General features: G+C 69.8%; 29 protein-coding genes. 22 read left to right on the top strand and 7 right to left on the bottom strand.

The annotated features are described in order from the left end of the window. Nucleotides 1–21: 21 nt before the first annotated feature. The 16 genes from KUTG_RS02960 to KUTG_RS02890 all read left to right on the top strand — a co-directional run bounded on the left by KUTG_RS02960 (nt 22) and on the right by KUTG_RS02890 (nt 10,697). A complete protein-coding gene (locus KUTG_RS02960; RefSeq protein WP_052393814.1) occupies nt 22–1,884 on the top strand; it encodes an ABC transporter ATP-binding protein in 1,863 nt (620 codons plus the stop codon). Next, a complete protein-coding gene (locus KUTG_RS02955) occupies nt 1,877–3,715 on the top strand; it encodes an ABC transporter ATP-binding protein (RefSeq protein ID WP_043714728.1) in 1,839 nt (612 codons plus the stop codon). The genes KUTG_RS02960 and KUTG_RS02955 overlap by 8 nt, the downstream gene beginning before the upstream one ends. A 110-nt stretch (nt 3,716–3,825) precedes the next feature. Then, nucleotides 3,826–4,368 carry a hypothetical protein gene (locus KUTG_RS02950; RefSeq protein WP_157494284.1) on the top strand — a complete coding sequence of 181 codons (543 nt, stop codon included), beginning with the start codon at nt 3,826–3,828 and terminating at the stop codon, nt 4,366–4,368. Then, nucleotides 4,368–4,601, top strand: a complete 234-nt coding sequence (locus KUTG_RS02945; protein ID WP_043714725.1) for a helix-turn-helix domain-containing protein — start codon at nt 4,368–4,370, stop codon at nt 4,599–4,601. The genes KUTG_RS02950 and KUTG_RS02945 overlap by 1 nt, the downstream gene beginning before the upstream one ends. 72 nt (nt 4,602–4,673) lie before the next feature. Further along, nucleotides 4,674–5,543, top strand: coding sequence for a class II glutamine amidotransferase (locus tag KUTG_RS02940; protein WP_043714723.1), 870 nt, complete (start codon nt 4,674–4,676; stop codon nt 5,541–5,543). Between the two features lie 258 nt (nt 5,544–5,801). Beyond that, nucleotides 5,802–6,077: a gas vesicle protein GvpO gene (gene gvpO, locus KUTG_RS02935; RefSeq protein WP_232240620.1), complete on the top strand. Its 276-nt coding sequence runs from the start codon at nt 5,802–5,804 to the stop codon at nt 6,075–6,077. Further along, nucleotides 6,074–6,328, top strand: a complete 255-nt coding sequence (locus KUTG_RS02930) for a gas vesicle protein (RefSeq protein ID WP_232240619.1) — start codon at nt 6,074–6,076, stop codon at nt 6,326–6,328. Before gvpO ends, KUTG_RS02930 begins: the two co-directional genes overlap by 4 nt. After that, nucleotides 6,267–6,944: a GvpL/GvpF family gas vesicle protein gene (locus KUTG_RS02925; RefSeq protein ID WP_084578820.1), complete on the top strand. Its 678-nt coding sequence runs from the start codon at nt 6,267–6,269 to the stop codon at nt 6,942–6,944. Before KUTG_RS02930 ends, KUTG_RS02925 begins: the two co-directional genes overlap by 62 nt. Further along, nucleotides 6,941–7,096, top strand: a complete 156-nt coding sequence (gene gvpJ / locus KUTG_RS60610) for a gas vesicle protein GvpJ (RefSeq protein ID WP_198046980.1) — start codon at nt 6,941–6,943, stop codon at nt 7,094–7,096. Before KUTG_RS02925 ends, gvpJ (KUTG_RS60610) begins: the two co-directional genes overlap by 4 nt. Then, nucleotides 7,093–7,323 (top strand): gas vesicle protein K, encoded by a 231-nt coding sequence (locus KUTG_RS02920; protein WP_043714718.1) that lies wholly within the window; start codon nt 7,093–7,095, stop codon nt 7,321–7,323. The genes gvpJ (KUTG_RS60610) and KUTG_RS02920 overlap by 4 nt, the downstream gene beginning before the upstream one ends. After that, nucleotides 7,320–7,619, top strand: a complete 300-nt coding sequence (gene gvpJ / locus KUTG_RS02915; protein ID WP_084578818.1) for a gas vesicle protein GvpJ — start codon at nt 7,320–7,322, stop codon at nt 7,617–7,619. Before KUTG_RS02920 ends, gvpJ (KUTG_RS02915) begins: the two co-directional genes overlap by 4 nt. Then, on the top strand, nt 7,616–8,296 hold the full coding sequence (locus KUTG_RS52795; protein ID WP_052393810.1) for a GvpL/GvpF family gas vesicle protein: 681 nt from the start codon (nt 7,616–7,618) through the stop codon (nt 8,294–8,296). The genes gvpJ (KUTG_RS02915) and KUTG_RS52795 overlap by 4 nt, the downstream gene beginning before the upstream one ends. 260 nt (nt 8,297–8,556) lie before the next feature. Next, nucleotides 8,557–8,922: an ArsR/SmtB family transcription factor gene (locus KUTG_RS02905; RefSeq protein ID WP_043728063.1), complete on the top strand. Its 366-nt coding sequence runs from the start codon at nt 8,557–8,559 to the stop codon at nt 8,920–8,922. 181 nt (nt 8,923–9,103) lie between these two features. Further along, nucleotides 9,104–9,313, top strand: a complete 210-nt coding sequence (locus KUTG_RS02900; protein WP_043714716.1) for a hypothetical protein — start codon at nt 9,104–9,106, stop codon at nt 9,311–9,313. 5 nt (nt 9,314–9,318) lie between these two features. Further along, nucleotides 9,319–10,059 carry a hypothetical protein gene (locus tag KUTG_RS02895; RefSeq protein ID WP_043714714.1) on the top strand — a complete coding sequence of 247 codons (741 nt, stop codon included), beginning with the start codon at nt 9,319–9,321 and terminating at the stop codon, nt 10,057–10,059. A 308-nt stretch (nt 10,060–10,367) separates the two neighbouring features. Continuing rightward, nucleotides 10,368–10,697, top strand: coding sequence for a hypothetical protein (locus KUTG_RS02890; RefSeq protein ID WP_157494283.1), 330 nt, complete (start codon nt 10,368–10,370; stop codon nt 10,695–10,697). A gap of 90 nt (nt 10,698–10,787) precedes the next feature. Here the strand turns inward: KUTG_RS02890 and KUTG_RS02885 are convergent, their stop codons facing one another. The 5 genes from KUTG_RS02885 to KUTG_RS02865 form a co-directional block, all read right to left on the bottom strand. Then, nucleotides 10,788–11,729 (bottom strand): NADP-dependent oxidoreductase, encoded by a 942-nt coding sequence (locus KUTG_RS02885; protein WP_043714709.1) that lies wholly within the window; start codon nt 11,727–11,729, stop codon nt 10,788–10,790. A gap of 117 nt (nt 11,730–11,846) precedes the next feature. Then, nucleotides 11,847–12,326 (bottom strand): MmyB family transcriptional regulator, encoded by a 480-nt coding sequence (locus KUTG_RS02880; protein ID WP_157494281.1) that lies wholly within the window; start codon nt 12,324–12,326, stop codon nt 11,847–11,849. Nucleotides 12,327–12,440: 114 nt separating this feature from the next. After that, nucleotides 12,441–13,274, bottom strand: coding sequence for a helix-turn-helix transcriptional regulator (locus KUTG_RS02875; RefSeq protein ID WP_043714704.1), 834 nt, complete (start codon nt 13,272–13,274; stop codon nt 12,441–12,443). Nucleotides 13,275–13,288: 14 nt separating this feature from the next. After that, on the bottom strand, nt 13,289–13,795 hold the full coding sequence (locus KUTG_RS02870) for a MarR family winged helix-turn-helix transcriptional regulator (protein ID WP_043714702.1): 507 nt from the start codon (nt 13,793–13,795) through the stop codon (nt 13,289–13,291). Between the two features lie 163 nt (nt 13,796–13,958). Continuing rightward, on the bottom strand, nt 13,959–14,477 hold the full coding sequence (locus tag KUTG_RS02865; RefSeq protein WP_043714700.1) for a DinB family protein: 519 nt from the start codon (nt 14,475–14,477) through the stop codon (nt 13,959–13,961). Between the two features lie 199 nt (nt 14,478–14,676). On the opposite strand from KUTG_RS02865, the gene KUTG_RS02860 reads away from it, so the two are divergent. From KUTG_RS02860 to KUTG_RS02845, 4 genes are read left to right on the top strand one after another with little or no spacing between them, the layout of a single operon-like run. Beyond that, entirely contained in the window at nt 14,677–15,501 is an 825-nt protein-coding gene (locus KUTG_RS02860; protein WP_052393808.1) for an SDR family oxidoreductase, read from the top strand. Next, the gene (locus tag KUTG_RS02855) at nt 15,501–16,706 is read left to right on the top strand and encodes an aminotransferase class I/II-fold pyridoxal phosphate-dependent enzyme (RefSeq protein ID WP_043714698.1); all 1,206 of its coding nucleotides are present in this window, start codon (nt 15,501–15,503) and stop codon (nt 16,704–16,706) included. Before KUTG_RS02860 ends, KUTG_RS02855 begins: the two co-directional genes overlap by 1 nt. Next, complete coding sequence (locus tag KUTG_RS02850; RefSeq protein ID WP_232240618.1) at nt 16,703–17,635, top strand: diiron oxygenase; 933 nt, start codon at nt 16,703–16,705, stop codon at nt 17,633–17,635. The genes KUTG_RS02855 and KUTG_RS02850 overlap by 4 nt, the downstream gene beginning before the upstream one ends. Then, nucleotides 17,635–18,384, top strand: coding sequence for a tryptophan 2,3-dioxygenase family protein (locus KUTG_RS02845; protein WP_043714695.1), 750 nt, complete (start codon nt 17,635–17,637; stop codon nt 18,382–18,384). The genes KUTG_RS02850 and KUTG_RS02845 overlap by 1 nt, the downstream gene beginning before the upstream one ends. A gap of 51 nt (nt 18,385–18,435) precedes the next feature. On the opposite strand, the gene KUTG_RS63050 is transcribed toward KUTG_RS02845, so the two are convergent. Next, complete coding sequence (locus KUTG_RS63050; RefSeq protein WP_232240617.1) at nt 18,436–18,609, bottom strand: hypothetical protein; 174 nt, start codon at nt 18,607–18,609, stop codon at nt 18,436–18,438. A gap of 614 nt (nt 18,610–19,223) precedes the next feature. On the opposite strand from KUTG_RS63050, the gene KUTG_RS02835 reads away from it, so the two are divergent. Next, a complete protein-coding gene (locus tag KUTG_RS02835) occupies nt 19,224–19,688 on the top strand; it encodes a hypothetical protein (RefSeq protein WP_157494279.1) in 465 nt (154 codons plus the stop codon). 323 nt (nt 19,689–20,011) lie between these two features. Next, complete coding sequence (locus tag KUTG_RS02830; RefSeq protein WP_043714690.1) at nt 20,012–21,481, top strand: potassium/proton antiporter; 1,470 nt, start codon at nt 20,012–20,014, stop codon at nt 21,479–21,481. A gap of 71 nt (nt 21,482–21,552) precedes the next feature. Here KUTG_RS02830 and KUTG_RS02825 read toward each other — a convergent pair whose 3' ends face one another. Then, nucleotides 21,553–23,130, bottom strand: coding sequence for an Ig-like domain-containing protein (locus KUTG_RS02825; protein WP_043714688.1), 1,578 nt, complete (start codon nt 23,128–23,130; stop codon nt 21,553–21,555). Between the last annotated feature and the right edge of the window lie 80 nt (nt 23,131–23,210).

The raw sequence follows: 23,210 nt of genomic DNA, 5'->3' as shown, positions 1-23,210 counted from the left end.
GTGCTTCGATAGGAACTCCCCTTGCCCGTCCGTGCCCGCCGCATCCGCCTGCTCCGCGCCCTGCGCGCCGCCCGACCACCGCTCATCGCGGCCCTCTGCGCCGTCACCGTCCTCAACGCCCTGATCCCGGCGGCGACCGCGATCGCCACCGCGTTCCTCGTCTCCAGGATCAGCGGCCACGCGCCCTCGGGTCTGCTCGCCGCGGCCACCGTGCCGCTGCTCCTGTTCGCCGTCGTCATGGTGGCCGGCCATGCCGCCGAGGCCGTCACCGTGCCGCTGGAGTTCATGGCCAAGGCCCGGATCGACGGTGCGCACCGCACCGATCTCGCGCGGTTGGCGGCGGGCGGTCCGACCGTCGACCGGCTGGAGAGTCCGCGCGTTCAGCAGCTCATCAGGATCGCGCGAGCCGATCCGCGCAACTGGACCGAGCGGACGCCCGGCGACGGCGCGGTCGGGCAGCTCCACTGGCTCATCGGGCTGGTCGGCGCGGCCGCGTCGTGTGGCGTGCTGGCCGGTTACGCGTGGTGGCTCGTGCCCGCGCTGCTCGTCCCCGCCGCCCTGAACGGCTTTCTCGGCAACAGGATGCATGGACGGTTCGTCGAGGCCTGGCGATCCGGAATCCCGCAAGGTGTGCACGGCGCCGCGTGGGAGGACGCCCTGGCCTCGACCGGCGAGGGCAAGGACATCCGCCTGTTCGGCCTCGAAGAATGGACCGTCGCGCAGATCAGGCGCCATCTGCGAGGGCTGTTGGAACCCGTGTGGCGTCTCGGCGCGAAGGCCTGGCGTGCGGACCTACGACGCTTCCTGTTGATCGCCGTCCCCTTGGCCGGCGTGTACGCGGCAGTGGCCGGCGGCACGGCACACGGAGACGCGACCGTCGCCGTCGAGACCGCGGTGCTGGCGACCGGCTGGTCGCTGTTCCAGGCGTTCGGACTCGGCGAGGACGCCCGCAACATGAGCGCCGCGCTGGAGACGCTGGACGCCTACGACGAGGTGAGGGAGGCGCTGCGGCGAGACGAGCCCGACGAGGCCCGTGCGTCAGCCGAGCCGACGACCGGCCGCGCCACCGTCGTCCGCTTCGACGACGTCTGTTTCACCTACCCGGGCACGAAGCGCCGGGTCATCGACCACCTCGACCTCGAGATCCGCCCGAACGAGCTGCTCGCGGTCGTCGGCCTCAACGGCGCCGGGAAGTCCACGCTGATCAAGCTCCTGTCCGGCCTCTACGAACCGACCGCCGGCCGCGTCACCGCCGACGGCGTCGACATCCGGCAGCTCGGCGCCGAGCGGTGGCGGCAGCGCATATCCGTCGTGTTCCAGGACTTCGTCCGCTATCACCTCACCGTCGCCCAGAACGTCGCGCTCGGCTGCGGCGACGTGCCGCTCGACTATGACGCCCTCGAAGCCGCCGCGCGGGACGCCGGGCTCGGCGACGTCCTCGACCGTCTCCCGGACGGCTGGGACACGCCGCTGTCCCGGACGCGGACCGGCGGCGTCGACCTGTCCGGCGGCCAGTGGCAGCAGGTGGTGCTGGCGCGGGCGCTCTACGCGGTCCGCACCGGCGCGCGACTGCTGGTACTCGACGAGCCGACCGCGCACCTCGACGTCCGCACCGAGTTCGAGGTCTTCGACCGCCTTGCGGCGCGCCGCGGCGAGACCAGCGTGGTGCTCATCTCGCACCGCCTGTCCACGGTGCGCCAGGCCGATCGCATCGTCCTGCTCGAGAACGGACGCATCGCCGAGTCAGGCACCCATGACGAGCTCGTCGCGGCCGGCGGCGCCTACGCCGCGATGTTCGCGATCCAGGCCGAGCGCTTCCAGCGCGGCTACGACGACGTGAGCGGAGCCGACGCGGACTCCGAGGAGGCGACTACTCATGGCTGACATCACGGGACCCTCGATCCCGACCACGCGCTACCCGATGTGGCGCTGGGCCGCGCTCTGGCGGGAACTGTTCGGCCTGGCCTGGCAGCGCATGCCCGGCATGGTCGTCTTCTACTTCGCGGCCAACATCGTCGTGCTCGGCGGCGTCGCGGGCACCGCACTGGCCCTGCGATGGACCATCGACGCGACGATCCACGGCGACGCGGGCTCGGCCGCCCTGGCCGCGGTGCTCGCCGCCCTCGCCTACGCCGTCAACGTCGTCCTCGCCGACCTGGTCGCGACCCCGATCCCGCTCATCGACCAGCCCGCGATCCTCGGCCTGCTCCCACGCGTCCTCAGCGACCTCGCGGCGATCGAGACCCTCGACCACCTCGAACGCAGCGACGTCCTCGACCGAGTCACGATCGTCCGCCGGTCCCCGTGGATGATCATGGCTGGGTTCTGGTCCTCGGTCGGCGCGGTCTTCGCCCTCGCGCAGCTCGGGGTGACGCTGCTGCTCCTGGGCACGGTCAGCCCCTGGCTGCTGCTCCTGCTCGCTGTCGCCGCGGTTCCGCTGTGGTGCGACCGGCGCGGCAGCCGGGCAGTGACCGAGGCCGAACTCGCCACGGCCGAGACGTTCCGCCTCCAGCAGCACCTGTTCGAGCTGTCCACCACACCCGCCGCCGGCAAGGAGATCCGCGTGGCCGGGTCCGCCGCCGAGATCGTCCGCCTGCAGGCGCAGGCCTGGCAGCAGACGATGAACGGCCGCGCCCGAGCCTCGGCGGTCGGCGCGGCCTGGAAGTTCGGCGGCTGGCTCGTGTTCACCGCCGGCTTCGCCGCCGGCCTCGCGGTCGTCGTCGACGGGACCGCCAACGGCGCCGGCACCGTCGGCGACCTCGTCATGGCGGTGACCGTCGCGGCCACCCTCCGCAACACCCTGCACGGCGCCGTCACGAGGACCGCGAGCGTCGCCCAGGTGTCTCGATTCGTCGAACCGCTGTTCTGGATGCGCGACCACCTCGCCGCGGATCGGGCCCACCGGACGGGAACCCTCGTCGCACCACCGGTTCTCACCGAGGGCATCACCTTCCACGACGTCGGACACACCTACGCCGGCACCGACCGGCGAGCCCTCGACGGCATCAGCGTGCACCTGCCCGCCGGCTCGGTCGTCGCCGTCGTCGGCGAGTACGGCTCGGGCAAGACGACGCTGGTGAAGGTGCTGGCCAAGTTCTACCGGCCCGACTCCGGTCGGGTCACCGTCGACGGGGTCGATCTCGCCGACCTCGAGACCAGGGCCTGGCGCGCCCGCATCAGCGCCGCCTTCCAGGACTTCGGCCGCTTCGCCACGACCTTCGGGCAGAACGTCGGCCTCGGCGACCTGCCGCACCTGGACGACCGCGAACGCGTGGCGGCGGCGGTGCGGGAGGCCGACGCGGACCGTGTCCTGCGCCGCCTCCCGGACGGTCACGACACTCTGCTGGGACGCGACGTGGGCGGCTTGGAGCTGTCCGAGGGCCAGTGGCAGAAAACCGCGCTGGCGCGGGCCTCGATGCGTCCCGAGCCGCTGCTGTTCATCCTCGACGAGCCGACCGCGTCCCTGGACGCGCCGAGTGAGCAGGAGATCTTCCAGCGCCACATGGCCCGCGCTCGTGAACTCGGCGCGCGGACCGGAGCGGTCAGCGTCATCGTCTCGCATCGCTTCTCGACGGTGACCGGCGCGGACCTGATCCTCGTCCTCGACAAGGGCAGGCTCGTCGAAGCCGGGCCGCACGACGAGCTCATCGCCCTCGGCGGCCGGTACGCCGACCTGTACGGCATCCAGGCCGACGCCTACGCGGCGACGAGCTGAGGGGTCATGGGACGGCGGTGCCCATATCGAAACTCGATGCTATCGTTATTCGATACTATCGACAGTCGATGTGACGTGAGGAGTCGTCGATGCCGACGAAACGGGGTCTGTTGCCGGTTCTGGCCGCCGTTACCCGGATCCTGACCTGGCTGGCCGGGCTGACCGCGCTGGTCGTCGTCATCGCAGCCGCGGGCGAGTTCGGCTGGCTGCCCACAACCACCGCCGGACCGGCCTGTGTGGACACTGGCGCCCGGTTGGCTTGCACGGATCACCCGAGCCTGATCCAGCGGCTGGCCGATGCCGGAGACCAGCTTCCGAGCCTGCTGTTCAGCCTTGGCGCGCTGTGGCTGCTGCTGCGCTTCCTGCGGACCGCGGCACAGGACGGCCCCTACGCCGGTGCGGTACCCGGCCGTCTGGCCGCATTCGGCTGGTTCACCTTGATCGGCGGTCCGGTCAGCAGCGCGCTGGAGGCCCTGGCCCGCACGAGCCTGATGGGCAGCCTGGTGCCGGACGCGGCCACGTCGAACTGGATCGACCGTTGGCTCTCGGACTTCCCGGACTGGTCCGTGGTCGCCGGCGTCGCCGCGCTGACATTCGCTCACATCCTGCGTATCGGCGTCGGTATGCGCGAGGATCTCGAAGGCACCGTCTGATGTCCATCTCCGTGCACCTGGACGAACTGCTGGCGGCGCGCGGGATGACGTTGAGCCAGCTCGCCAACGAGGTCGGCATCACCGTGGTGAACCTGTCGGTGCTCAAGAACGGCCGTGCGAAGGCCATCCGCTTCTCCACCTTGTCGCGGCTCTGCGAGGTGCTCGAATGCCAACCTGGCGACCTCCTGCGCCACCAGCCGAGTCGTGAGACGCCGCGCCGTCGTACGCGCTGAGACGCAGACGTTTGTCGCCCGGGGCACGCGGGCAACCCTCACCCAGCAGGGAGCGCCGGAGGGAAACTCGCGATGTGTCGATTGTTCGGTTTGTCGGCCGCCCCGCGGCGCGTGCGGGCCACGTTCTGGCTACTGGAAGCCCCGGACAGCCTGGCCCAGCAGAGCCGGCGCGAGCCCGACGGAACCGGACTCGGCATCTTCGCCGAGGACGGCGCCCCGGAGGTGGACAAGCAGCCGCTGGCCGCGTATCAGGACCAGCAGTTCGCCCAAGCGGCGCGGCAACGTGAGTCGACGACCTTCCTCGCGCACATCCGCTACGCCTCCACCGGCGGCGTGGATCCACGCAACACCCACCCGTTCGAGCAGCAGGGGCGGCTGTTCGCCCACAACGGCGTCATCGACGATCTCCCGGCCCTGGAGGCCGAACTCGGCGACCACCGCTGCCTGGTGGCCGGCGACACCGACTCGGAACGGTTCTTCGCCCTCATCACCAAGCACATCGACGCCAACGGCGGCGACGTCGGCGCCGCGATCGCCACCGCGGCCCGGTGGGTGGCCGACACCCTGCCCGTGTACGCCATCAACCTCATCCTGACCACCCCGACCGAGCTGTGGGCGCTGCGCTACCCCGACACGCACGACCTGTTCGTGCTCCAGCGCCCGGCCGGCGGCCCGCACGGCCGCCGACACCTGGAGCATGCCAGCGCCGCAGGGCGGATCCGCGCCCGCTCCGGCGACCTGTCCAGCCACCCCGCCGTGGTGGTGGCCAGCGAGCGGATGGACGAGGACCCGGGCTGGCAGGCCCTACGCCCTGGCGAACTGCTGCACGTCGACAGCCACCTCGCGTGCACCCGGCAGATCGTGATCGAGCGACCGCCACGCCATCCGCTGTCCCTTGCCCAGCTCAGCTCGCACGCCGCGGCGTCCCAATCGGGCACATGACCCCGCGCCGCGATGCCGCTCCCATCACCACCGGCCTGGTCGACACGAACTCCACGCCGACCCTGCTGCGGATGATCGCCACTGGCCAGCTGGACGTCGGCAGGTTCTCACCCGGGGGAGCGATGTGGGTGAACCTCGCATTCCGGGACCGCCGAACGGCAGTCCATGTCTGCTGCATTCGCTCGACATGAAATTACGGAGCCTGCCGCGCGGGAATGACGATATGGTCAACTCGATGAACGGGGCAGGTGAAGGCCGTTGTCGGAGCAACAGCCGCCGAACACGGCGGCGGCCGCCATGGAGTCCGCCCGAAGTCAATTCCACACGATGACCGGCCATGACAACTGCACGGCCACCGGAATCAAGGCGCGCCCCGAAGGCGGGTGGTCGGTCCTGTTCGACGTCGTCGAATTGGTCAGAATTCCCGCGTCGACCAGCGTGGTGGCGACCTATCGCGTCGACGTCGACGCGGACGGCGGCCTGTGCGGCTTCGAGCGGCTGCGGCGGTACACGAGAGGGGCGACCGACGGGTGACCGACGAGCTGGCGACCAGATCCGGCGGCTCCCTCGCCGACGTGCTGGAACGGGTGCTGGACAAGGGCATCGTGATCGTCGGCGACATCTCGGTGAGCGTCGTCGACGTCGAACTGCTGACGCTGCGGGTGCGCCTGTTCGTGGCGTCCGCTCAGACCGCACAGGAAATGGGCATGGACTGGTGGACCAATGATCCCTTCTTCTCACCCGGCCGTCGCCAACTCGCGGGCGAGGGCGAGCCAAAACCCTGAGACTGCGGTTTACGCGTATACCATCACCCGCTGGCCGACCGCCGTTCCGGCGGCGCCGGTTCGCGCGTTGACGTACCGGAACATCGCACTGGTCGTCGCCGATGTCGATCCGGCCGAATTCACCGATCCGGCGATGTTGCCGCTCGTGCGCCGGCACCACGGCGTGATTGTCGAATTATTCGAAGGCACCAGCGTGTTGCCGTTCCGTTTCGCCACGATGTTCACTGATGACGATGCGGCGCGCCAACTGCTCAGGGACGCTTACGACGAGGCCGTCACCGCTCTTGACGCGCTCGCCGGCCACCGCGAATGGGGCGTGCGGGTGCGGCGGCCGAAGGCGGTGCCACCGGACGGGCTCAGCGGCACCGATTACCTGGCGCTGCGCCGTCGCGAACGCAGCGGCGGCGAGCAGCTGCACGAACGACTCGCGCGCCACGCCGGTCGGAGCACGATCCGCCGGTCCACCGCGGAGTTCGGACTCGACGCCGTCTACCTCGTGCCGTTGTCCGGCGAGGACGAGTTCCTCGCCGAGGCCGACCGGATCGACGGTCCGGTCGAGATCACCGGTCCCTGGCCGCCCTACTCGTTCAGCGAGCTGCGGACGACGGCTCGATGACCGCCGACGACCTCGTCGAGGTGCTGGACCGCGTGATCACCGCCGGCGTGGTCGTCCACGGCGATGTGCTCATCTCGCTGGCCGGCGTCGACCTGATCCGGTTGGACCTGCGCGCCCTGCTGGCCGCCGTGGACACCCCGGAGGTCCGGTGACCGTCCCGCCCCGCCGGTTCGCCCTTGACGCCGGCCGCGGGCTCGGCGGCCTGGTCCTGGCCGTGCTGGACATCGTGCGCGAGCTGATCGAACGCCAGGTGCTGCGGCGGATGGAGGCCGGCACCCTCACCCCGGACGAGGTCGAACGGCTCGGCCGGGCCCTGATCGAACTGGACCGGCAGTTCCGCGAACTGCGCACGCTCTTCGACGACGGAGGTTCGGTGTGACCAGCGTGATCCAGAGCCCCGGTGGCTCCACCAGCCTGGCCGATGTGCTGAACATCGTGCTGGACAAGGGCATCGTCATCGACGCGTTCGTCCGCGTGTCGGTGATCGGCATCGAGTTGCTCACCATCGAGGCCCGTATCGTGATCGCGAGCGTCGACACCTACATCCGCTACGTCGAGGCCATGCAGCAGCTGGGCGCGCTGCCACGGCGCAGCACGCCGGCTCTGCCGGCCGCGATGGTGTCGCCGGTGGCGGTGTACCCGCAGCAGCCGGCGCCGCCGGTGGCGACCACGTGACCCTGGCGCTGTACGGGATCGTCCGCGCCGATCACCCGCTGCCCGCCGGACTGCGTGCCGTCGTCCTGGCCGATCTGGCGGTCGTGGTTTCGGACCTCGGTTCCGGCGTCGAACTCACCGCCGAGGATGCGCGGTCCCATTTGGACGTTCTGTGCGCCCTCATGGCCGACGGCCCGGTGCTGCCACTGCGCTTCGGCAGTGTCGGGCCGGACGACGACTCCGTGCGGGACAACGCGTTGCGTCCGGATCCCGAGGGACTGCGGCTGGCGCTGGACCGGCTGACCGGCCTGGTGGAGGCTCGGGTCCACCTGACCTTCGACGAGACTGCCGTGCTGGCGGCCTTGGCGGACGCCCGGCCGACGCTGACCCGTCCGGTCACCGGCTTCGAGGCGACCATCGAGCAGGGCCGGCAGATCGCCGATCAGGTCCGGGCCTGGATCGACCAGCGAGCCGGTGAGTTGCTCGCCGGGCTTGCCACGGAAACGGTGGCCCTCGGCGAGTCCGACGACGGCGGGCGCAGCTGGGCGCTCCTGGTGCGCGCGAACCAACTCGACCGGATCACCACGGCCGTCGAGGCGCTGCCCGACACCGTCACCGCCAGGGTGCTTGCCCCGCTGCCGCCCTACAACTTCCTGTCTCTGCGGCCAAAACCGGCCTCGCGGTGGGGGTTCGGCTGAAGCACGGGCGGCGTGTCCTGCCGGTCAGGTTGATCATCCACGCCGGTGCCGGCGTCGACACCATCCCTGGCAGCGGTCGGGAGCCCCGACGCGGCGACGACAGGCGTTGGACGCTGCGCCGGCGGTGAAGTAGCCTCTCGCGGAGTGAAGACTTGCACAGATTGGTAATTGTTGATTTTATGAAGGGTGGGTGTGCTCGGTCCTCCGGTGACAGGGACAGGGGAGGATCACGTCATGACGACGAGGGCGGGGTGGTCGGCGTGAGCAGGCCGCTGTACCAGCTGAAGGCCGAGTTCTTCAAGACGTTGGGGCATCCGGCGCGGATCCGGGTGCTGGAGCTGCTTAGCCGGCGTGAGCACGCTGTCGCCGAGATGTTGCCCGAGGTCGGCATCGAGGCCGCGAATCTGTCGCAGCAGCTGGCGGTGCTGCGCCGGGCCGGCTTGGTGATCACCCGCAAGGAAGGCTCGAACGTCTACTATTCGCTGACCAGCCCGCAGGTGGCCGAGCTGCTCGCGGTCGCCCGGTCGATCCTGACCGGAGTGCTGTCGGGCCAGATCGAGCTGCTGGAAGACCTCCGCACCCCCGTGCCCGGACCGGCGCCGGAGTCACACGCACCGGGCGGCTGAGCCGGGCACCTCCGGCGCACTTCGTCCACGCCCGCGGTGTGGCCGCACCGGGCAATCTCCTGTGCCGGTAACGATCTGAGCGGGAGAGAAGCATCACAGGCTCGTGTCACAGGGTTGCGATAGTCTGCAATTGCGCAGAACCTGATGCCGCTGGGTGGGCGGCCGTGGGAGGGCGGATCCGATGGGTGAGTTCGTCGCGACGTTGCGCGGCCGCGTCCAGGACGTCCAACGCGATATCCGCCAGGCCGGGCGGGACGCGGATGGCTATCACGAGCAGTTGCACTCGGGTCGGCTGCTCGATCTGCTGGCGGTCGCCCGCCGGCACGACGTCGATGTCACCGGGTGGGTGGATCCGGACATTCTTGTCACACTGCCCGAAGGGAACGGGTGACTGCGATGGGGCGGCCGCTGCGACTGGCTGTCATCGGGGATGCCGACAGCGATCTGCCTGGCGAGATCCCCGATCTGGAGATCGTGACGGCCTCGGCCGAACTGTTGTCCATGCCTCGTCCGCCCGCCGTCGATGCCGTCTATCTGTGCGGGGTGGACCAGATCCGGGCCCGGCGGTTGAAGGCGGAGTTCCTGGCGACGGCGGAGGTTCCGTGTCTGACCCGTGAGGAGATGACCGCCGTCGGACTCGCCAGCCGGGTGCTGGTGTTGCTGGCCAGGACCGGTCGCTCGCCGGCGACGGCACGGGTGGTCATCGTCGAGTCCACGGCGATTCCGACGATGTGCCCCTTGCTGCTGGCGATCGGGGTGGGCGACATCGTGTCCTGGGAGCCGACCGACGCCCTGAGCTATCCGCTGCGTCGGATCACCCATCGCTCCGACGCGGTCATTGATCCGCTGGGCGGCGGTGTGCCGGTCGTCCTGCCCACCACCGAGGAGGGGCAGCCGCCGTTGATCGCCGCCGACGACCCGGCGCACCCCTTGCTGGCGTTACCCGGTCTGGTGCGGGCACTGCACGACAAGTCCGCCACTCGGGCCGACTTCGACACTCTGCGGGCCTGCGCCTACGCGTTGGCGGCCTGCACCGGTTCGGCCGGATGGTTGCCGGATCTGGACAATCCGGCATTGACGCCCACGGTCTTCGCGACGGCGAGTCGCGCCCTGGCCGGAGACCGCCCCGATCGCTGAGGGCCGCGCTCGGCGATGACCTTCGCGCCGGCTTTGGGGAACTTCGCCGCGTAGGCGGGCCTCGAACGTCATAGTCCACATCGGACAGTTCGTGCCCGCCGAACCCGCGCTGCGCGGCCTTTCGGGAGTTCAGGCGGACATCGACAGTTCCGCTGAGGACGAAAGTGCTGTCACGCCGGGGGAAACGCGTTCGTCGTATATCCACTGTGGACTATCGTTTCCGATGTATGTCTGCCCGACATCGTCGTAGGCCGGATGAGCACAAACGGCGGCTGACAGCTCCCGGTGACGCTGTTAGACCGGTGGTCATGTCCCGCAGAAACCATCGACATGTCCTGATCGCCGCCACCGTGGCCACGGTGATGGGCGGTGCCGTCGCCACGGCGGCACCCGCTCATGCCCTTGGCGGTCCCATCCAGACCTTCACCGCCACCTCGACCACGTTGACCGCCGTGAACGAGATCTCCTACTGGCCGTTGGGGCCGACTGTGCTGTTCCCCGTGTCGATCTCCCGGTTGGTCAACGGTGTCGAGCAGGTTGTGGCCAGCGGCAAGGGTTTTGTGCAGTACACGTGCAACGGCACCGCGGTGAACACCTACACCGCTGTAGGCAAGGAACTCACGGTGCCCTGCGGTTGACCCGAGCCGGCCGAGGGTGTGCCGCCCGCCATGGCTTGAGCCATGGGGGCGACCACTGCGGCGAACGAGGGAGGACCGAGCGCCTTCCTTCTAGTCGATGGTGGCGCCGGGGGCGACGAAGACGATCTTTCCGTTGATCGGGGCGGTGGCGACGTCGGCGTGCACCTGCGCCAGCCCGGCCAGCGGCACCCGCCGGGTCGCCCCGAGGTGCAGCTTGCCAGCGTCAAGCAGGGTCACCAGCTGGGCGAGCTGTTCGGCGTCGGGCCGGAAGAAGAGATTGACTCCCCGTACGCCGCGGGCCTCGTCGGACGCGGCGGGCATCCACACGGTGGTGTTGACCAGCACGCCGCCGTCCCGGATCACGGCGGACAGGGCGGCCATCTGCTCCGGGGCGATCGGGGCGAAGTTGAGCACGATGTCGACCGGCTCGGACAGCTGCGGGATCCCGGGGCCGTGGATCTCGTCGGCGCCGGCCGTCTTGGCCTGCTCGGAGCTGCGCGGGCCGGTCGTGGCGATCACGTACGCGCCGGCGTTCTTGGCCAGCTGCACCGCGTAGCCGCCGACGACGCCGCCCGCGCCGTTGATCAGCACTCGCCGGCCGGTGGTCAGTTTCGCGTGGTCGAACAGCGCCTGCCACGCGGTGAGCCCGACCAGCGGTAGTCCGGCGGCGTCCACCAGTGGGACGCTCGTGGGGGCTGCCGCCAGGATCCGGACCGGGGCGATGACGTACTCGGCGGCCGCGCCGGTGCTGGTCAGGGGCAGGGCGCCGATCACCCGGTCACCGATGTCGAAGCTGGTCACGCCCTCGCCGAGCGCGTCGACCGTGCCCGCGAGGTCGATGCCGGGGGTGTGCGGCAGCTGGAGCGGGATGGGGCCCTGCATGACACCGGCGCGGATGTTGCCTTCGACCGGGTTGAACGACGTCGCCGCCACCCGGATCCGGACCTCGCCGACACCGGGGACCGGCTGGTCCACGTCTTCGTAGCGCAGGACCTCGGGGTCGCCGTACTCGTGGAAACGCACTGCCTTCATGACGAGCCTCTTCTCTCTGAATCCGTTGTGCTTCGAGCTCGAAGCATGTTTGGGCGATGGCATGCTTCGCTTTCGAAGCGGGTTCGGTGTGGCCGGTGACAGCCGTCTTCGACAGGGTTACCGCCGGTCGGCAGAACTCTTCTTGCTGCTCGCGGCGGCCAGAGCATGCAGCTTCGCGTGGCTGGCGGAGCCGGGGACAGCCATGAAGACCAGCAGCGCCTGGCGCTGCGCCGGACAGGCCAGCAGATGGCGGTACAAAGCCACCCTGCCCAGTGCGAGATGCCAATAGCACCTCGGGCGGCGCCGAACGGGGACGCCCACCTCGACCAGGTAGCGTTCACGCGCCGACGGGTCGCTCAACCAGCGATCCACCAGAAAACGCGACGATCCGCCGGTCCGCGTGTAGTCGCCGAACAGGGCGATCGCCGGACCGGTCTGCAGCAACACCTCGCCGAACCGGGAGAACACCGTCGCGGGGTACTCCGGCAGGCGCTCGACGATGAGCTCCAGGATCGGGCTGGCCCGGTGACCGGGCCGGCCGGGGATCGCCTCGTCATGGCGTTGCCGGAGAAAGTGCGCCAGTGTTTCCCGATCCACGTCGCTCACCGCCTTCCCGGTTCGACCACTCAAGCGTGGCGCGGAACGGGAGGCGGATGAACGTTCTCGTCATCCACGGTATGACAGAGCATGGATAACAACTTCAGACTCGGCTCATGCCTCGCCATCGGTCACGGTGATCAGCCGCCGGAGCTTCGCCTCACTCGGCGATCCGGGTTCGGCCATGAAGACCAGCAGCTCCTGGCCCTCGTCGGGTTCCACCAGCCGCCGGCTGTACAACTCCAGCTCGCCCAGTTCCGGGTGCCGGTAGCGTTTGAGATCGTGGTGATGGGTGACGTCCACCTCGTGCCGCCGCCAGACCTCGGCGAACTCGGGGCTGACCGCCAGCAGCGCGTCGACGATCTCCCCGGCGGTGCCCGCCGGATCGGTCGTGTACGCCGCCCGCAGGTCCACGGTGAAGACCCGGGCGCGTACGTCATGGTCCTCGGGCGGGTAGATGGCCCGCTGGGCCGGGTCGGTGAACCAGCGATAGACCAGGTAGCGCGACAGACCCTCGAAACGGGTGTAGTCACCGAACAGCGCCACCGCCGCCGGGGTCTGCAGCAACGCCTCGCCGAACCGGGAGAACACGATCGCGGGCGTGTCCGAGAGCCGCTCCGCGATGGTCCTGATGGCCAGACCGACCCGGTCGTCCGGAAGGGCACGCCGCGGAGCCGCGTGCCCGGCGAGGGCGAACAGGTGTTCCCGCTCGCTCGGGCTGAGCCGCAGGGCCCCGGCCACGGCGGCCAGGATCTGCTCGGACGGCATCGGGCCGCGCTTCTGCTCAAGCCGGCTGTAGTAGTCGGCCGACATGCCGGCCAACACCGCGACCTCCTCGCGCCGCAGCCCACCGGTACGACGCCGGGCGCCCCGCGGCAGCCCCACCTCCTCCGGCTGCAGTGCTTCCCGGCGAGCCCGGAGAAAGTCCGCCAGCAACGCGCGGTCCATCGCTCTTCCCTGCCTTAGTCGGTCTGGTTGCGCCGGGCGCGAGGCTTGGCGGAGCGGGGTGGAGCGGCGCGCATGTGGTCACGGATCCGGCCCAGAACGACGTTGAGGGCGGTGACGTCGTCACCGGTCAAGGGCTCGAACAACAGGCGCCGTACGCGGTCGACATGCCCTGGGAGCACCCGGGCGACCAGGCCGCGGCCGAGTTTGGTGACCGCCACCATGACACTGCGCTCGTCGTCCGGCGACGGCGAACGGGTGATCAGGCCGCGTTTGTCCAGCAAGCCCGCCTGATAGGTCAGCCCGCTGCGGCTGTACACGACACCGTCGGCCAGATCGGTCATCCGCAGCTTGCCCCCGGGCGCGTCGACGAGCCGGGCGAGGACCTGAAACTGCACATGGCTGAGGTCGCCGTCGATGCGCAGGTGCTCGTCCACCGCGTACTGGAGAAGGCTGCCGACCTCCACCAGAGCGAAGTACGCGCCAAGTTGCTCGGCGCTCAGGCCTGGCGCCGGTTCACTCATCCCGCGATCGTACATGCTTTGAATTCGAAGTTATCGACCGGAAAGGGTTCGATCCGTCCCTGGTTCGGCCCGGAGTGCGGCGGTGGAAGCTCAGGCGGGCAGGAACGCGTGTGCCGCATACGCGTCTTCCTGCTGGCCGAACCGTTTTGCGACTTCGTGTTCCTCAGCAGGCGTCCAATGTGAGCTGAGCGCGGTGGAAGTCGAAGTGCTGCGTCGGGAAGTGGTACACGTCGGCCAGCGTCATCACATCGCGGAAGAACGGGTCCCACCGCGTCGGGTAGTGCATGCTCCTCGCCAGCGTCGCCTCGGACTCGCTGTCGAGCCGGCGATGCAGTGCCGCGATGACGCCGTCGAACAGGCGGAGCAGAATTCGACGCGGCAGCACGGTCCCCGCCAGCCACGCCCCGGCGCAGTTCACCACGTCGAACGGCACTGTGACCGCGTTGAGCACCCGTGCGCAGGCTCGCCCGGCCGGCTCCGGAAGCCGGCTGAACAGCACGACGAGGTTCCGCAGCGCGCGGATGATCAGGTAGCCGAGCAGCATATGGAACAACAGCTGCTTGTTCGACCACCGCGTCCCCGCCGACCGACGACGCAGATCGTCGTCGGAGGCGCCGCCCAGCAGCTCGTGAAACGCCGTCCGCGCTCCATCGAATTCGCTGTGCACCGCCTGCCGGTCCATGCCGGCAGTGTGCGCCTCGCCAGCTGAGCCGGCACTCAGCTGATCACGCGCTCGAACCTGCCGACGCCGGTCCTGAGCGTGCCAGCCGTCGGACACATCTCCTCGCCCGAATCCGGGCGACGGGGGACAGCTGCCGGACGATCACACGGAGTGCCGGCGTCGCCGGCGTGGATGGGGCGGACGGGCACAGAATCGAGGCATGGCAAGGCACGGCGTGCTCATCACCGGCGGCTCCACCGGCATCGGTCGGGCGCTGGTCCGTCGCTTCGCACTCGGCGGTCACCGGGTGTGGTTCACCTACCGCTCGAACCGCGCGGCGGCGGAGGCACTCGTGGCCGAGCTGGGCGGCGCGCGGACGCGAGCGTTCGAGTTCGACCAGGGGGACTGGGAGAGCCATCGGCGGCTGCATGAGCAGCTGCCCGAACCGGTCGACATCCTGATCAACAACGCGGCGGTCGGGTCGAAGACGGTGCAGCGCTATGTCGAGGGCTCGCCGGAGGAGTGCGACGCGGCGTTCCTTCAGGTGAACAGCGTCGGGCCGCTGTGGCTGGCGCGGGCGGTGCTGCCGAGCATGCTCGACCGCGGCCACGGCAAGATCGTCAACGTGGCGAGTGTCGGCGGCGGGGTCGCCACCTTCCCCGACTTCCACATCGCCGACGGCATGAGCAAGGCGGCGCTGGTGTACCTCACGAAGCACCTGGCCGCCGAGCTGACCCACGAGCCGGTGGACGTGTTCGCGGTCTGCCCGGGCGCGGTGCGAACCCCGATGCTGCAAGCGAGTCTGCTCGACGGGCTGGCCGGCGCCGAACTGGACGACCTCGTCCTCCGGCTGCCGGGCCGGCGGCTGATCAGCCCGGAGGAGGTCGCCGAGCTGATCTGGTGGCTGTGCCGGGAAGAGGCCTCGCTGCTGCACGGCGCGGTGCTCGACGCGTCGCTCGGACTCGGAGTGCACCCGGGGCTGCTCACCGGCCCCGGCGCCGCGATGGGCCACGCCAGCAGCACGACCGCGAGGAGCGTGGCCTGATGGTGTCCCGGCGCGCCGCTGCGCTGACCGCCCACGCTCCGGCCATCGCGGCCGCCCACCTGCGGGTCGAACAGGATCCCTATGACCCACAACATAATCCGGCCGGCTTCCTGAATCTCGGCACGGCGGAGAACCGGCTGGTATGGGACCTGTTGTCGCCCAAGCTCGCCGCAGCGCGGGAAATCTGCCCTCGGGAGGTGCGATACGGCCCACTGCACGGATCGGTGCGGCTTCGCACCGCGACCGCTCAGCTGCTGTCCGGGACCTGGCGAACACCGGTGGACCCGAACCAGCTGGTCGTGGTGAGCGGCGCGAGTGCTGCGCTGGACGTCATCGCGAGCGTCCTGTGTGACCCGGACGAGGCGATCGTCGTTCCCGCGCCCTATTACAGCGCGCTCGATGTGCTGCTCACGGGTCGGTCGGGAGCCCGGTTGACACCAGCGCTGTTGTCTCCCGCGAGCGGCTTCGCCCTGGACGCCTCGGCGATCGAACGGGCGATCGTGCAGGCTCGTAAGGACGGCGTCACCGTGCGGGCGGTCGCGATCACCTCGCCGTGCAACCCGACCGGGAACGTCCATCCTGTGGCGGCGCTCAGGGAGGTGTTGGCGGTCGCGGAGCGCCACGACGTGGATGTCATCGCCGACGAGATCTACGCCAACTCCGTGTTCGGCGCCCGGCCGTTCGTCAGCGTGCTGGATCCACTGGTACGAGAGGGAAGCCGGGCCCGGCTGCACGTGATCTGGGGATTTGCCAAGGACTTCGGGCTGTCCGGTCTCAAGGTGGGCGTGTTGCACACCGAGCATCCGGAGGTCCTCGCGGCGGCGACCGCACTGGCCTACTTCGCCCCGGTCTCCACCCACACGCAGGCGTTGCTCGCCGGCCTGCTCGATGACCAGGACTGGGTCGCCGGCTTCCTCAAGGAGAATCAGTCCCGGCTCGCCGACTCCTACGACCACGCCGCCGGCTGCCTCGCCGACCGCGGCATCCCCCATGTGCGGCCGGGGGCCGGCTTCACGATCTGGGCCGACCTCGGCCGGCGGCTGCCGGAACACCAGCTGTGGCAACGAATGCTGGACGAGGCCAGGGTGAACCTCATCCCCGGCGCGGCGTTCGGCGGCCCGGAGCCCGGCTGGTTCCGACTGTGCCACACCACGGACCCGGGCCACGTCCGGGAAGCGCTGCGCCGCATCGGCGAGCTGTCGTGACCGGCCCGATGGACCGATGGCACGACCTGGCCGGCGTGCGCACCGGCGTCCGACGGGTCTTCCACGAGGAGGCGGAGGCGGGCAGGGTCTTCTTCCCGGAACGCCTGGTGCCCTACCTGTCCCACGAGGCCGTGCGTGAGCTGCCCGACGAGCGGCGGCAGGAACTGACGGTGCGCCATCTCTACCAGTTCCTGCTGTCCACCGCGCACCTGGAGACCCGTGTCGTCAATCGTGGGGCCGAGCTCATCGCCAACGGCCGCAGCGGGATCGAGCTGCCGCCCGCCAGCCGGCTGGCCGCGTTCAAGGTGTACTGCGACGAGGGCTATCACGCCCTGTACAGCTTGGACCTCGCCGACCAGATCGGTGCCGTGACCCGGGTGGCCGTGCCGGGCTGGGACTACGGCGGGTTCGTCGGCCAGCTCGCCGACGCCGCCGCCATGACCCTGCCCGACCATCCGCGGCTGGCCGTTCTGCTGCAGGTGGTCGTGTTCGAGACGCTGATCACCGCCGTGCTGCACGAGATTCCGAACGACGACACGGTGGTCGGCGCGGTCCGGGAGACCGTTCGCGACCACGCGTTGGACGAGGGGCGGCACCACCGCTACTTCACCGGGTTCTTCCACGAGCTCTGGCGCCAGCTGGACGAGCCGATCCGGGCTCGTGTGGCGTTCGCGCTGCCTGCGTTGATCCGTGGCTGCCTGCTCTGGGACGTGGAACCGGTTCGCTCGTCACTCCGGTTGGCGGGCCTGGACGACTCCACGGCGACCGCCGTCGTCCGCGACTGCTACGGCGGCGACGCCGGCGACGAGCGGATCAGAGCTATCTGCCGGGCCAGCCTCCGCATGTGCGAGTCGGCCGGCGTGTTCGCCGTGCCCGGTGCGGTCGAGCAGTTCGCCGCGCACGGTCTGATCGACGGGAGTGCACCCTGATGCCTGTCTACGGCTCCTATCTCCAGCTGCCCGCGTTGTTGGAGAACCAATGCCCACACGCCGGTCCCGACGCGCACGACGAGCTCATGTTCATCACCGTGCACCAGGTTTTCGAGCTGTTGTTCAAGCAGTTGCTGCTCGAACTGGGCGACGCGCGGGACCGGATGCTCGGCGGCGAGAGCTACCTGCCCCGCAAACGGCTGGAGCGCGCCGTGGTCATCCAGCGGGCGCTGCTGGCCCAGTTCGACGTGCTGGACACCATGGAGCCGCAGGACTTCGCTGTCTTCCGCGGCGCGCTCGGCGCCGGCAACGGCGGTCAGTCCGCCCAGTTCTGGGAGCTCGCGCTGCTGTCCGGCTCACGGGACGACACCTATCTCGACCGGCCGTGGTACACCGAGCAGGAACGCTCACGGCTTCGCCGGCGGTTCGAGGAACCCTCGCTGTGGGACGGTTTCCTGGCCCTGCTCACCGAGGCCGGCTTCGAGGTGGCGACGACGTCGCACCGGGCGGCCGCCTGCCGCCGGCTCGCCGCGCGCACCGATCAGCACCGTCAGCTCTGGGACCTCGCCGAGTCCCTCATCGCCCACGACCAGGCGTGGGCGTCCTGGCAGGGCCGGCACCTGCTCACCGTCCAGCGCCAGATCGGCCGCAGGCGCGGCACCGGCGGCACTGCCGGCGCCGCCCACCTCAAGTCCCATCTGGACGACCGGTTCTACCCCGAGTTGTGGGAACTACGCGCGTCGCTGTGAACGCCACAGGTCTGGCGGACGCGGAGTCCGGCGTGGGAACCGGACTTCGCGTCAGATGGTCGGGGCGGAAGGAGCACTTGACCGGCAGGTAGGAGTGTGACGGGTGCTCATGTCCTGCACTCCGGCGTTGTGCTCGCGGTTGAACGGCGTGACCGTGCCCGGGCAGCCGGCCTTGACGGCGTCGGCGGGATCGTTGAACCAGAACCCGACGTGGAAGGTGTGCATCGAGCGAACGGGTTGCTCGCGGCGTCCTGGCCGGGGTGCACTACCGGCGCGGCGGTGGTGTTCGGTTCCACGGCGAATGTTTCGACGGTGAAGCGACCGATCACGGTGACCGACCCGGTGCCGTCGCTATTGGACTGGAGGTCGCTCCGGTACCAAGGAAGCCGAACGGTGCTCGTGAGGAGTAGAGCTTCGATCCAGCGTAGGCGCCGCCTGGCAAGCCCACCGCCGCGACCTTTTTGAGGGCGGCCAGGCCGAGTTGCTTCGCTGTCGACGAGGTCTGGTGGAACAGTGAGCGGATGACCACGGCGCCACCGCTGCGCGGGCGTCGGCCAGCATAGCCTCGACCAGCCGTAGTTTGGCGGCGTCGTCGGAAGCACGCTTGCGGACGATCGCCGCGAGGTGACGTTCTTCTGCGGATAGGCCGACAGCGTCCGGGTTGACCGCACAGGTAACAGCTCCGCTTGCGCGGGGAGACATGATTCCGGAACAGTCGGGCAATCTCAACAGATACCGAGCTGCGCTGGCGCGGTGCCGGTGTGGGCGCAGCTCGTAACGATGTGGATCGAATTGGCGATGCCCAGCTCAGCCCGATACTGCGAGTGCCGGAGGTAGCCATGACGGCTGTCGTCGTGATCATTATGATCGCGGTCTTCGCGATCGGCATCGCATACCAGGTCTCGGTATCGAATGCGAAGAAGGCCGCTGGGGTGATCGCCAGCTTCGCCAACCTGAACCTGACCGAGACCGAGCTGATCGAGGGACTGGGAGACGCCGCACGCCGCCACTCGCTCGCGGGCCTCACGGCCCGGGTCGAGGACTCGGGCACCTTGAATCGGCGGATCACCGCGACACGGCTCGCGGTGATGGGCCCGTTCGCGCTGGCGGCAAAGAAGAAACAGGACGATCGAGAGGTCTACCTCACCGTCGAGGGCCCGGACGTGGCGATCTTGCGGACGGTGCAGATGAAAAACAAGCCGACTGCTGGCACAGACGCCCGGGAGTTCGCGGCCCGGTTGAACCTGCGAAGCCGGCAGCTGGCGAGCGGCTGCGGGAGCGGCGACGAGAGCGCAGCGTCCTGACACTGCATCGGGACCGGACTCGTAGCGGCAGGGGCACATGGCGATCGGCCTGGACCCGGGCCGGTTCGTCAACGCCGTCCTGACCTTTCGACGAAGACCCACGCGCCCGTCGGCCAAGGCTCAGGCTCGGCAGACACGAACGACTGAACCGCCGTGATCGCCGGTTGGTTCGCATGCCGTCTACGGGGTTGTTCGGCCCGGTCGGCCGTTCCGCCGACTCTGCGCGAACTTCGCGGTGTTGGTCGATTATGGGACGACCGAACATGGGCCGGTCCGGTGAATCGTCGCTATCCTCCTGATCATCGGCGGAAGGGGACGCGGCGGTGGCGGATGTCGAGCCGTTCGGTGTGGTCGTGCTGATTGTCTCGCTGGCCGCGTTGGCCGCGGTGTTCTCCAACCGGATCAGCGCGTGGCTGCGGATCCCGGCGCCGGTGATCTTCCTGGTGTGCGCGGCGGCGGCCTCGGACCTGGTGCCGTCGTTGGGTGGGCTGTCGACGACCTCGGTGCAGCGGATCGTGACCGTGGCGCTCGCGGTGGTGCTGTTCGACGGTGGCATGCACATCGGCTGGAAACGCTTCCGTTCCGCCGCCGGCTCGGTGGTGTGGACCGGCGTGGCCGGCACCTTCGTGACCGCCGCGGCCATCGCGGTGGCGGCGCACGTGGTGTGCGGCTTCGACTGGCAGATCGCGCTGGTGATCGGCACTGCGCTGTCGCCGACCGATCCGGCGGTCGTGTTCTCCGTGCTCGGCCGGCGGGAGATCACCGGCCGTACCGGTGTCATCCTCGAGGGCGAGTCCGGCGCGAACGACCCGGTGGGCATCGCGCTGATGGTCAGCCTGCTCGCCGCCGGCTCCGGCGGCGGCATCGACTTCGGCGGTGTCGCGGTCGACTTCCTGCTGCAGATGGTGATCGGCGGCGCGGTCGGGTTCTTCGGCGGCAAGCTGCTGGTGATCGTGATGCGGCACGTGCAGCTGCCCAACGAGGGCCTGTACGCATTGCGGACGTTGGCGATGGCGTTGGCGCTGTACGGGATCGCCACCGTCGCGCATGGTTCCGGGTTTCTGGCGGTGTTCGTCGCCGGCATCCTGGTCGGCGACGAACGCGCACCGTACAAGGCGGAGATCAAACGGTTCCACGCCTCACTGGCGAGCATCGCCGAGATCGTGGCTTTCGTCGTGCTCGGCCTGACCGTGAACCTGGGCAGCCTGGCCGACGGCGGAGCCTGGCTGATCGGGCTCGTGCTGGCCGTGCTGCTGGCGTTCGTGATCCGGCCGTTGTTCGTCGGGCTGGTGCTGTGGCCGGTCCGCCTTCGCTTCGGGGAACGGGTGTTCGTGTTGTTCTCCGGGCTCAAGGGCGCCGTGCCGATCCTGCTCGGCACGTTCGTCCTCGGCGCGGGCTTGGGCGACACCACTCTGATCTACGACGTCATCTTCGTGGTGGTCGCGTTTTCTGTGTTGGTACAGGGCAGCTTGGTGCCGACGGTAGCGCGCTGGTGCGGTGTGCCGATGCGCGAGGTGGAGCTGACGCCGTGGGGCCTGGGGGTGCGGTTTCGGGAACGGCCCGAGGGGCTGCGGCGGTTGCGGGTGGCGTCGGGAGCCGCCGCCGACGGGCGGGCGATCGAGGATCTCGATATCGGCGAAACGGTGTGGATCAGCATGGTCATCCGGGACGCGCAGCCGCTGCACGTGCGGCCGTCCACCGTGATCCAGGCCGGCGACGAGGTTCTGGTGCTCGTCGACCCCGAGCAGTCCCGCGATCCCGGCCCGGTGTTCACCGTGCCGCTGAACGGCTGACCCCACGGAAGGCAGTGGCTCCGACGGATGCCCCGGCGCCGTGAGACGCCGGGGCGGTGTCGGGCCCGTTGTCAGCAGACCGTGGCGACCACGGTTCCGGTGCCCGGGTGGCCTGGATCAGGCTGGTACCCCGGATCGGTCTTCACGACGACGACGTGCACGGTGTCGCCGGTGATGGTCGCCCCGGACTTGGTGACGTGGTCGGCCACGACCACGGCCATGTAGGCCGGAAGCGCGCCGGCGGGCGGCGGCGTGCTGTTGCCGGGGTCGGTGCTCCACGAGATTCCACAGCCCGGTGCGGGCGGAGTGTCCTCGAAGCCCTTGAAGCTGGCCGGTGCGCCGCCGCCGCTGAGAACGTTGACGCGGGCCCACTGCGCGCCCCAGAACGTCACCGATCCGCTTGCGCTGCGGTCACCGACCACAAAGGACCCACCATGGCTGTAGGCGTACACCAAGGCGTGCTGGGCGTTGTCGGAAGGCAGGTCGGCGTCGTCACCGGGGAAGCTGTCGGTGACCGGCTGCGGACCGAGGCCGACGGTGACCGGGTTGATCGAGCAGGCCGCGGTTCCGGCGGCGTCGGTGACGGCGGAGCAGCTCTGCGCGGTGCTGCCCGAGCCGAGGGTCATGGTGACGTTCTTGCCCGGCAACGGCGCGCCGTTGCCGGCGTCGGTCAGGGTCGAGGACAACGCGGCCACGCCGCCTTCGGCGAAGGGTTGCAGCGCGGTGGTGGAGGTGATCGCCGTGGGTCGCTTCTGCCACACGACGTTCACCGTGTTCGACGGGATCGGGCCGACGGCGTTGGTGACGGTGGCCTGAACGGTGTCGGTGCCGGTGGTCGCGCTGGTGTAGGTGAACGAAGCGTTGCCGTTGGCGTCGGTGACCGCGGGCCCCGAGCCGGTCGTGCCGGTGTTGGGTCCGGACTGCACGGCGAAGTCGACCGTCGCCCCGGTCAGCGGCGTGCCGCAGGCGGACAACGTGGCCGTCACCGAAGCCGTCTGGCCGACGGTGTGAGTCTGCGTGGCCGGCGCGAGCGCCAGCTGGGCCCCGGTTGCGCAGGGCGGCGACCCGATCGACACCCACTGGGCCGATTCGTTGCCGGCGGGGATGCCCGGCCGGCCGCAGTCGGCGCCGTCGACACCGCCGGTATTGAGGACCTGTCCGGTGTCGGGGTAGGTCGTAACGACGCCGTTCACGCTCACGGTGACCTGGGGGACGACGCCGGACTGGGTGCAGTTTCCCGCCCAGTCGGCGCCGTTGGGGCCGATGTCGGAGGTGTCGAACAGCGATGGTCCGGTGGTGACGCCGGGGGTGCAGCCGTCGCCGCCGCCGGTGGCCGTGGGACCGAGGACGAGCTGGCCGCCGAACGGCAGGGCGACGTTGTGCGGCCAGAGGTCGAAGGTGCACGGTCCAAAGGAGACGGTGATGTAGTCGACGTTCTCGGTCGCCGCCGTGGCGTTGGCGATGCGGATGGCGCCGCCGTCGAGCGAGGCGCTGCCCGGCAGGCCCTCGTCGACCACGCCGGCGGCGGTGTCGAACGGCGTCGGGAAGTTCCGCGGCAGCGGGCGAAGCGTGTCGGCGTAACCGACGAAGACGGTGTATCCCGGTGCGGAGTCGGCCGATGCGGGGCCGGCTGCGAACAGGCCGGCCACCCAGCAATCCGGCGATGGCCGCCATCGAGGTGAGCCGTCGACGCGTCGTCGACGGATTGGATCTTCGGGTGTGCCCATGA

The sequence above is a fragment of the Kutzneria sp. 744 genome, assembly GCF_000568255.1.
Lineage (GTDB): Bacteria > Actinomycetota > Actinomycetes > Mycobacteriales > Pseudonocardiaceae > Kutzneria.
This window is presented reverse-complemented; position numbering and strand designations above follow the sequence as displayed.

Coding starts and splice junctions, on each gene's coding strand:
- KUTG_RS02955 (WP_043714728.1), top strand. CDS start 1,877: ATGGCTGACATCACGGGACCCTCGATCCCGACCACGCGCTACCCGATG.
- KUTG_RS02945 (WP_043714725.1), top strand. CDS start 4,368: ATGTCCATCTCCGTGCACCTGGACGAACTGCTGGCGGCGCGCGGGATG.
- KUTG_RS02940 (WP_043714723.1), top strand. CDS start 4,674: ATGTGTCGATTGTTCGGTTTGTCGGCCGCCCCGCGGCGCGTGCGGGCC.
- KUTG_RS02925 (WP_084578820.1), top strand. CDS start 6,267: ATGATCCCTTCTTCTCACCCGGCCGTCGCCAACTCGCGGGCGAGGGCG.
- gvpJ (WP_198046980.1), top strand. CDS start 6,941: ATGACCGCCGACGACCTCGTCGAGGTGCTGGACCGCGTGATCACCGCC.
- KUTG_RS02900 (WP_043714716.1), top strand. CDS start 9,104: ATGGGTGAGTTCGTCGCGACGTTGCGCGGCCGCGTCCAGGACGTCCAA.
- KUTG_RS02895 (WP_043714714.1), top strand. CDS start 9,319: ATGGGGCGGCCGCTGCGACTGGCTGTCATCGGGGATGCCGACAGCGAT.
- KUTG_RS02890 (WP_157494283.1), top strand. CDS start 10,368: ATGTCCCGCAGAAACCATCGACATGTCCTGATCGCCGCCACCGTGGCC.
- KUTG_RS02885 (WP_043714709.1), bottom strand. CDS start 11,729: ATGAAGGCAGTGCGTTTCCACGAGTACGGCGACCCCGAGGTCCTGCGC.
- KUTG_RS02875 (WP_043714704.1), bottom strand. CDS start 13,274: ATGGACCGCGCGTTGCTGGCGGACTTTCTCCGGGCTCGCCGGGAAGCA.
- KUTG_RS02870 (WP_043714702.1), bottom strand. CDS start 13,795: ATGAGTGAACCGGCGCCAGGCCTGAGCGCCGAGCAACTTGGCGCGTAC.
- KUTG_RS02865 (WP_043714700.1), bottom strand. CDS start 14,477: ATGGACCGGCAGGCGGTGCACAGCGAATTCGATGGAGCGCGGACGGCG.
- KUTG_RS02860 (WP_052393808.1), top strand. CDS start 14,677: ATGGCAAGGCACGGCGTGCTCATCACCGGCGGCTCCACCGGCATCGGT.
- KUTG_RS02855 (WP_043714698.1), top strand. CDS start 15,501: ATGGTGTCCCGGCGCGCCGCTGCGCTGACCGCCCACGCTCCGGCCATC.
- KUTG_RS02845 (WP_043714695.1), top strand. CDS start 17,635: ATGCCTGTCTACGGCTCCTATCTCCAGCTGCCCGCGTTGTTGGAGAAC.
- KUTG_RS63050 (WP_232240617.1), bottom strand. CDS start 18,609: ATGCACACCTTCCACGTCGGGTTCTGGTTCAACGATCCCGCCGACGCC.
- KUTG_RS02835 (WP_157494279.1), top strand. CDS start 19,224: ATGACGGCTGTCGTCGTGATCATTATGATCGCGGTCTTCGCGATCGGC.